Source organism: Methylobacterium sp. (assembly GCF_019750675.1).
Taxonomy (GTDB): domain Bacteria; phylum Pseudomonadota; class Alphaproteobacteria; order Rhizobiales; family Beijerinckiaceae; genus Methylobacterium.
On the sequence record NZ_JAIEOF010000393.1, the window covers coordinates 1 to 5,756 of the forward strand.

Genomic DNA, 5,756 nt, shown 5'->3' on the forward strand with positions numbered 1-5,756 from the left:
TCTGGCCCGCCGCATCGCCGGCCGAGACGGTGTTGACCGGCATCGGGTGGTCCAGGGCCTCGCTGGAGCGGGCCCGCGACAGTGCGTCCGTCTCCGACAGGCGCGGGATCAGCAGCACCACGACCCCGTGCACCAGCCCGGCGAGCACCAGGCCCGCCAGGGTCGCCAGCAGAAAGCGTCCGCGCGGGCTCATGCGGCGCAGGCTCCCCGGGTGATCGCCGGCACGGCCGAGCGGTCGAGGTTGCCCGCGCTCGCCGCCACGGGGGTGTCGTAGAGGCGAAGCGCCAGCCGCACGGGCCCGCGCGGGCGGGGCATCGGCAGCCAGTTCCCCGGCTGCACCTCGGGCGAGAGGGTGATCACGAAGCGTCCGTCGGTCTCGCGCAGGATCTCGGTGGCGGTGAAGCCCTCGCGCATGGGTATCGGTCCGGGCTCGCGTGCGCCGCGCCCGGCCACCGTCAGGGTCCAGGCCCGGGCCGGCGGCGTCACCCCCGCCACCGCGTAGGTGCAGGCGGCGTCGAGGGGCCGGCCGGCATCGTCCTGGTCGGCGGTGAGCAGCATGCCCTCGCCGATGGTCAGGGGAATCTCGCCGCGCCGGGCGTTGACCGCGCGGGCATAGGGGTCCGCGCCGAGAGAGCCGACCCGCGGCCAGGCGGTCCAGGCACCCACGCGCACGCCGCCGAAGGGATAGCCGCCCCGGGTGGCGTAATCGGCGGTGACGAGGCCGAGTCCGGCGCCGAGCGCCAGGGCGTAGAGCACCAGCGTGACGGTGGAGGCCCGCCGGACCCCGTTGCGCAGGAGGCCGGCCGCGCGTCGGCCAGGCCCGGGGCGCGGGGCGTCCGCGCCGCCCGATCCGGAACGGGGCTCGGGGAACGCGGGTCGGGCCGGGCGCAGGCGCGCGACCGTATCGGCCAATGTCATGCGCATGCCGGCTACGGGATACCGATGCGGCCGCCGACCGTGCGGGCCCCCTCGGCGAGGTCGCCGGGCGCGCTCACGGGACGCAGGGCGGAGGTCTTATCCGCGGTCTTCTCGACCTGCCGGAACAGGCCGTTCAAGCTGCCGATGACCTCGAACGAGCGCCGCGAGAGCTTGCCGGCCGCGCTCGCCGCCGCGTTGACGGGCGCCGCGCTCGGACCCGACTGGGCGACCGCGCGCCCGGGGTCCTTCAGCCCCGGCATGGGTTTGAGCTCGATGCCCTGGTGGGCCACCTCCATCACGTCGTGCCAGGTCATGGCGGGCAGCGAGCCGCCGGTCATCTTGTTGGTGGAGGTGTGGTCGTCGTTGCCGAACCAGACGGCACCGACGAAGTTGCCGGTGTAGCCGACGAACCAGGCGTCGCGGTAGGCGTTCGTGGTGCCGGACTTGCCCGCCACCTTGATGCCGTCCAGGGCCGCGCGCTTGCCGGTGCCTTCCTCGACCACCTTGGTGAGCATGAAGTTCATGTCGCCGACCACCTGGGTCGACAGAACCTGCGGCATCGGCTCGTCCGCGTGGCGGTAGATCACCTCGCCCGAGGAATTCTTCACCTCCATCGCCGCGTAGGGTTTGGCTTTCCGCCCGCCGTTGGCGAACACCGCGTAGCCGGCCGCCTGGTCGATGACGTTCACCTCGGCCGAGCCGATGGGCAGGGAGACGGAATCGGTGAGCTGGGTGGTGATGCCCATGGCGTGCGCCGTCTCGATGATCTTCTTGCGCCCCGCCGCCGCCGCCCGCGCCTCGTGGGAGATGCCCATGGCCTTGCCCAGCGCGATCGAGACCTGGATCGGGATGGTGTTGATGGATTTGGCCACCGCGACGGTGAGGGTCGTGGCACCCGAGAAGGAGCGCCCGTAGTTCTGCGGGCACCAGTTGCCGATGCAGACCGGACGGTCGACCACGCGGGTGTCGGGCCGGTACAGGCCGGCGGCCAGGCCAGCCGCGTAGACGTAGGGCTTGAACGAGGAGCCGGGCTGGCGGAGCGCGTCGGTGGCGCGGTTGAACTGGCTCTCGCCGTAATCGGCGCCGCCCACCATGGCGCGCAGGGCCCCGTCCGGATCGAGGATCACCATCGCGGCCTCGTCCACCTCGTACTGGTCGCCGAAGCGGCGCAGGGTGCCCTGCACCACCTCGTCGGCCTTGCGCTGGATGGTGAGGTCGAGGGGCGTCTTGACGGTGAGCACCCGGTCGGTGCGGAAGCGGCCCGCATCGGCCATCTGCTTGATCTCGCCGAAGGCCCAGTCGAGGTAATAATCCGCCGTGATGTCGCGGGTGCGGGTCACGGGCGTCGCCGGGTTGCGCAGGGCCGTCTGGATCTGCCCTTCCGTGACGAAGCCGGCCTCGACCATGTTGTGCAGCACGTCGGCCGCGCGGGCGCGCGCCGCCGGCAGGTTCACGTGGGGCGCGTACTTCGTCGGCGCCTTGAACAGGCCGGCCAGCATCGCGGCCTCGGCCAGGGTGATGTCCTTGAGCGGCTTGCCGAAATAATAGTCCGCCGCCGCCACGGCGCCGAAGGTGCCGCCGCCCATGTAGGCCCGGTCGAGGTAGAGCTTCAGGATCTCGTTCTTGGTGAGATGGCTCTCCAGCCAGAGCGCCAGGAAGGCCTCGTTGATCTTTCGCTCGAGCGAGCGCTCGTTCGTGAGGAACAGGTTCTTGGCCAGCTGCTGGGTGATCGACGAGCCGCCCTGGGTGTTGCCGCCGCCGCGCGAATTCGAAACGAGGGCGCGGGCCGTGCCGATCGGATCGATGCCCCAGTGCTCGTAGAAGCGCCGGTCCTCCGTCGAGACCAGGGCCTTGATCATGATGTCGGGAAAATCGTCGAGCTTGAGCGAATCGTCGTGCTTGATGCCGCGCCGGCCGACCTCGGTGCCGTAGCGGTCGAGGAAGGTCACGGCCAGGTCCTGGGCCTTGAGCCAGTTGTCGCTGGTCTGGTTGAAGGCGGATTGGGCGAGGGCCAGCATCAGCACGGCGCCGGCGGTGCCGATCGTCACGCCCTCGCTGGTCAGGTCGAGGGCGACCCGCTTCCAGCCGCGGACCGCGAAGACGTTCATGCGCTCCTGGAAGCGCTCGTAGGTCTCCCCGGCCGTGCGGCCGCCATCGTACAGGCTCGCGTTCACCCAGGCGTCGAAGGCCAGGGCGGCGTGCTTGATTCGGGTCGTCAGCGAGGTCGCTTTGGGCAGGCGCACCTGTGTTCCAGTCCTTGAGCAACCCGGCACCGGCGCGTGGGCGGGCCCGACGATCCTAACAAGCCCCGCGCCGCGCCGCGAGGTTTCGTTGCGGGGAAAGCCCGTCGTAGGCCAAGTGGCCTGCCGTCGCAGGCCATAACCTGCCGTTAACCTTGACGCCGGATTGGGGCGGGCGGGTGGCGCGATCGCCTTGACTTTTCACGCACCCCGGAGCCCGCAACGCTTGCCCCGCCCCTCGCGTTGCGGCACAGGGGCGGACCACCCGGATTTCTTTGCCGCCTCCAGCCCAAGGTGTTCCCCATGCGGGACCGCTCGGCCGCACGTTCCCAAACGCCGCGGGCCTTTTCCGAAACCGCCCCCACCGAAACCCCGGCCATCGAGCCGTTCTGGCGCACCAAGGACCTCGAGGCGATGTCGCCGGCCGAGTGGGAGAGCCTGTGCGACGGCTGCGGCCGCTGCTGCCTCCTCAAGCTCGAGGACGAGGACACGGCGGAGGTCTACCACACGGACGTGGGCTGCACCCTGCTCGACGGGCATGGCTGCCGCTGCCGCGACTATCCCCGGCGCCAGAAGCGGGTGCCCGACTGCGTGCGCCTGACGCCGGAAGCCGTGCGCACGATCCCGTGGCTGCCGCCGACCTGCGCCTACCGCCTGATCCGCGACGGCCGGGACCTCTACGACTGGCACCCCCTCGTCTCGGGCCGCGCCGCCAGCGTGCACGAGGCCGGCATCTCCGTGCGCGGACGGGTCTCGGGCAACGAGGAGGAGTTCACGGCCGACGAACTCCTCGACCGGATCGTGACCTGGCCCAACCGCACGCCGGAGACCGAGGACGACGCGGAGTAGGCGCGCTTCCTAACCAAGTCTCGATAAGTCCGACCCATCGGTCAGGCTCATCAAGGTCCCGGATCAGGCCGCGAACATTGAGGGCACCGGGTCCCCGGCGATGATCCGGCGGGCCTCGGCCGCGTCGAGATGCATGCGGGCGATCAGGGCCTCGGCCCCGTCGAAGCGCTCCTCGCCCCGGATGAAGCCGAGGAACTCCACCGCGATCTCCTGGCCATAGAGGTCGCCGGCGAAATCGAACAGGTTGACTTCGAGGAGGGGCGCGCCGTCGTCGAAGGTCGGGCGCCGGCCGTAGCTCGCCACCCCGTCCTTCACGGCGCCGTCGGGCAGGCGCACCCGCACCGCGTAGATGCCGTGCGCGAGTCCGCAATCGGAGAGCGCGACGTTGGCGGTGGGATAGCCGAGGGTGCGCCCGCGCTTGTCACCGTGGCGCACCGCGCCGGAGACGAACCAGCGATAGCCGAGCAGCGCGTTGGCCCGCGCCACCGCGCCCTCGGCCAAGGCCGCCCGGATCGCGCTCGACGAGACCGGCGCGGCGCCCTCGCTCAGGGCGACGGGGGGAATGATGCGGCAGCTCAGGCCGGCTTCCGCGCAGAGTTCGGCGAGCAGGGCGGGCGTGCCCTCACGGCCCCGCCCGAAGTGGAAGTCGTGGCCGATGACGACGCCGGCCACGCCGAGGTCCCGCACCAGCAGCCCCTCGACGAAGTCGCGCGCCCCCGTCCCCGCCAGGGTGGCGTCGAAGCGGCGCACGATCAGCCCGTCGAGGCCGAGATGGGCGAACACGATCTCCTTGGCGGGCGCGTCGGTGAGGCGGAACATGGGGAGGTGCGGCGCGAAGTAGGCGCGCGGATGCGGCTCGAAGGTGAGGACCACCGCCGGGCGGCCGGCTGCCCGCGCGGTCTCGCGCACGGCGGCGATCAGGGCACGATGGCCGAGATGCACCCCGTCGAAATTCCCGATCGCCGCGATGGCCCCGGCGATGGCCGGCGGGACCGGCTCGTCCGCGCGGCAGATCGTGAAGCGTTGGGCGCGCGCGGGAAGACTCGGGCCCGGCAGGGATGCGGCGGGCGGGACGGCGGGTTCGTCGCCTGACGGCATCGGATCTCGGGAGTTGCAGCGGTCGGGGTCGTGAACTGTGGCGGCGGAACCTGTCGAAAACCGCCCGGAGGGTCAAGCGCGCCGGCCGAGCGCGGGGGTCGCGGCCCCGGCCGGTGCGACGGTGGCCGCGCGCCGCCGGGCCCTGGCCGCGCGCCGCCCGATATAGAGCAGCAGCCCGGTGACCAGGAAGAGCGGCATGAGGAGTGCGGCCACGAGGAAGATCGGCGGCCCGAGCACGCCGAAGATGCGGCCGCTGTGCACGTCGAGCATGTTGCCGGCGATGCGCACGCCGAGGGTGCGCTCCCCGCCGACCTCGTGCGCGAGGACGCGCCCGGTGCTCGCCTCGATCCGGGTGTCGTCGCGCCAGCCGTTCCGGTTCTCGGAGCGGATGCGGACGACGCCCTCCGCCCCGCCCGGCAGGGTCAGGGTCGCCCGGGTGAACCGGCCGGCATCCGCGCTGCGGAAGGCCGCCCAGGCGGTGTCGAGGGGCGGTACACCGGGGCTCCCCAGGCCCTCCTCACGCCGGCCGGGCCTGCCCTCGCCGCGCGAGGCGGCGTCCTTGCGCCCGGCCGGTTTGGCGTCCGAAGCCGCGGGCTTCGCAACCGTGGCCGCGGGCTTGGCTTCCGTGGCTGCGGGCTTGGCTTCCGTGGC

Annotated in this window: 5 protein-coding genes and 1 pseudogene; 1 reads left to right on the forward strand and 5 read right to left on the reverse strand. The window is 72.1% G+C overall.

Annotated elements, in window-relative coordinates:
• The 3 genes and pseudogenes from K2X24_RS20640 to K2X24_RS20650 form a co-directional block, all read right to left on the reverse strand.
• Positions 1–193 (reverse strand): annotated as a pseudogene (locus K2X24_RS20640) (hypothetical protein); the annotation flags it as partial.
• Positions 190–924 (reverse strand): DUF1214 domain-containing protein, encoded by a 735-nt coding sequence (locus K2X24_RS20645; RefSeq protein WP_292500633.1) that lies wholly within the window; start codon positions 922–924, stop codon positions 190–192. The gene K2X24_RS20645 and the pseudogene K2X24_RS20640, both read right to left, overlap by 4 nt.
• A gap of 5 nt (positions 925–929) precedes the next feature.
• Positions 930–3,161, reverse strand: coding sequence for a transglycosylase domain-containing protein (locus K2X24_RS20650; protein WP_292500634.1), 2,232 nt, complete (start codon positions 3,159–3,161; stop codon positions 930–932).
• Between the two features lie 411 nt (positions 3,162–3,572).
• Between K2X24_RS20650 and K2X24_RS20655 the strand changes: the two genes are divergently transcribed.
• Positions 3,573–4,007, forward strand: coding sequence for a YcgN family cysteine cluster protein (locus K2X24_RS20655; RefSeq protein WP_292500640.1), 435 nt, complete (start codon positions 3,573–3,575; stop codon positions 4,005–4,007).
• A gap of 63 nt (positions 4,008–4,070) precedes the next feature.
• On the opposite strand, the gene K2X24_RS20660 is transcribed toward K2X24_RS20655, so the two are convergent.
• Both K2X24_RS20660 and K2X24_RS20665 read right to left on the reverse strand, forming a co-directional pair.
• On the reverse strand, positions 4,071–5,105 hold the full coding sequence (locus tag K2X24_RS20660; RefSeq protein ID WP_292500636.1) for a bifunctional riboflavin kinase/FAD synthetase: 1,035 nt from the start codon (positions 5,103–5,105) through the stop codon (positions 4,071–4,073).
• Positions 5,106–5,177: 72 nt separating this feature from the next.
• Positions 5,178–5,756 (reverse strand): PepSY domain-containing protein (locus tag K2X24_RS20665; protein WP_292500638.1); only part of this gene is annotated, 579 nt, incomplete at its 5' end.

Bases quoted from the DNA above. Each gene is read 5' to 3' on its own strand.
- K2X24_RS20645 (WP_292500633.1), bottom strand. From the start codon at position 924: ATGCGCATGACATTGGCCGATACGGTCGCGCGCCTGCGCCCGGCCCGA.
- K2X24_RS20655 (WP_292500640.1), top strand. From the start codon at position 3,573: ATGTCGCCGGCCGAGTGGGAGAGCCTGTGCGACGGCTGCGGCCGCTGC.
- K2X24_RS20660 (WP_292500636.1), bottom strand. From the start codon at position 5,105: ATGCCGTCAGGCGACGAACCCGCCGTCCCGCCCGCCGCATCCCTGCCG.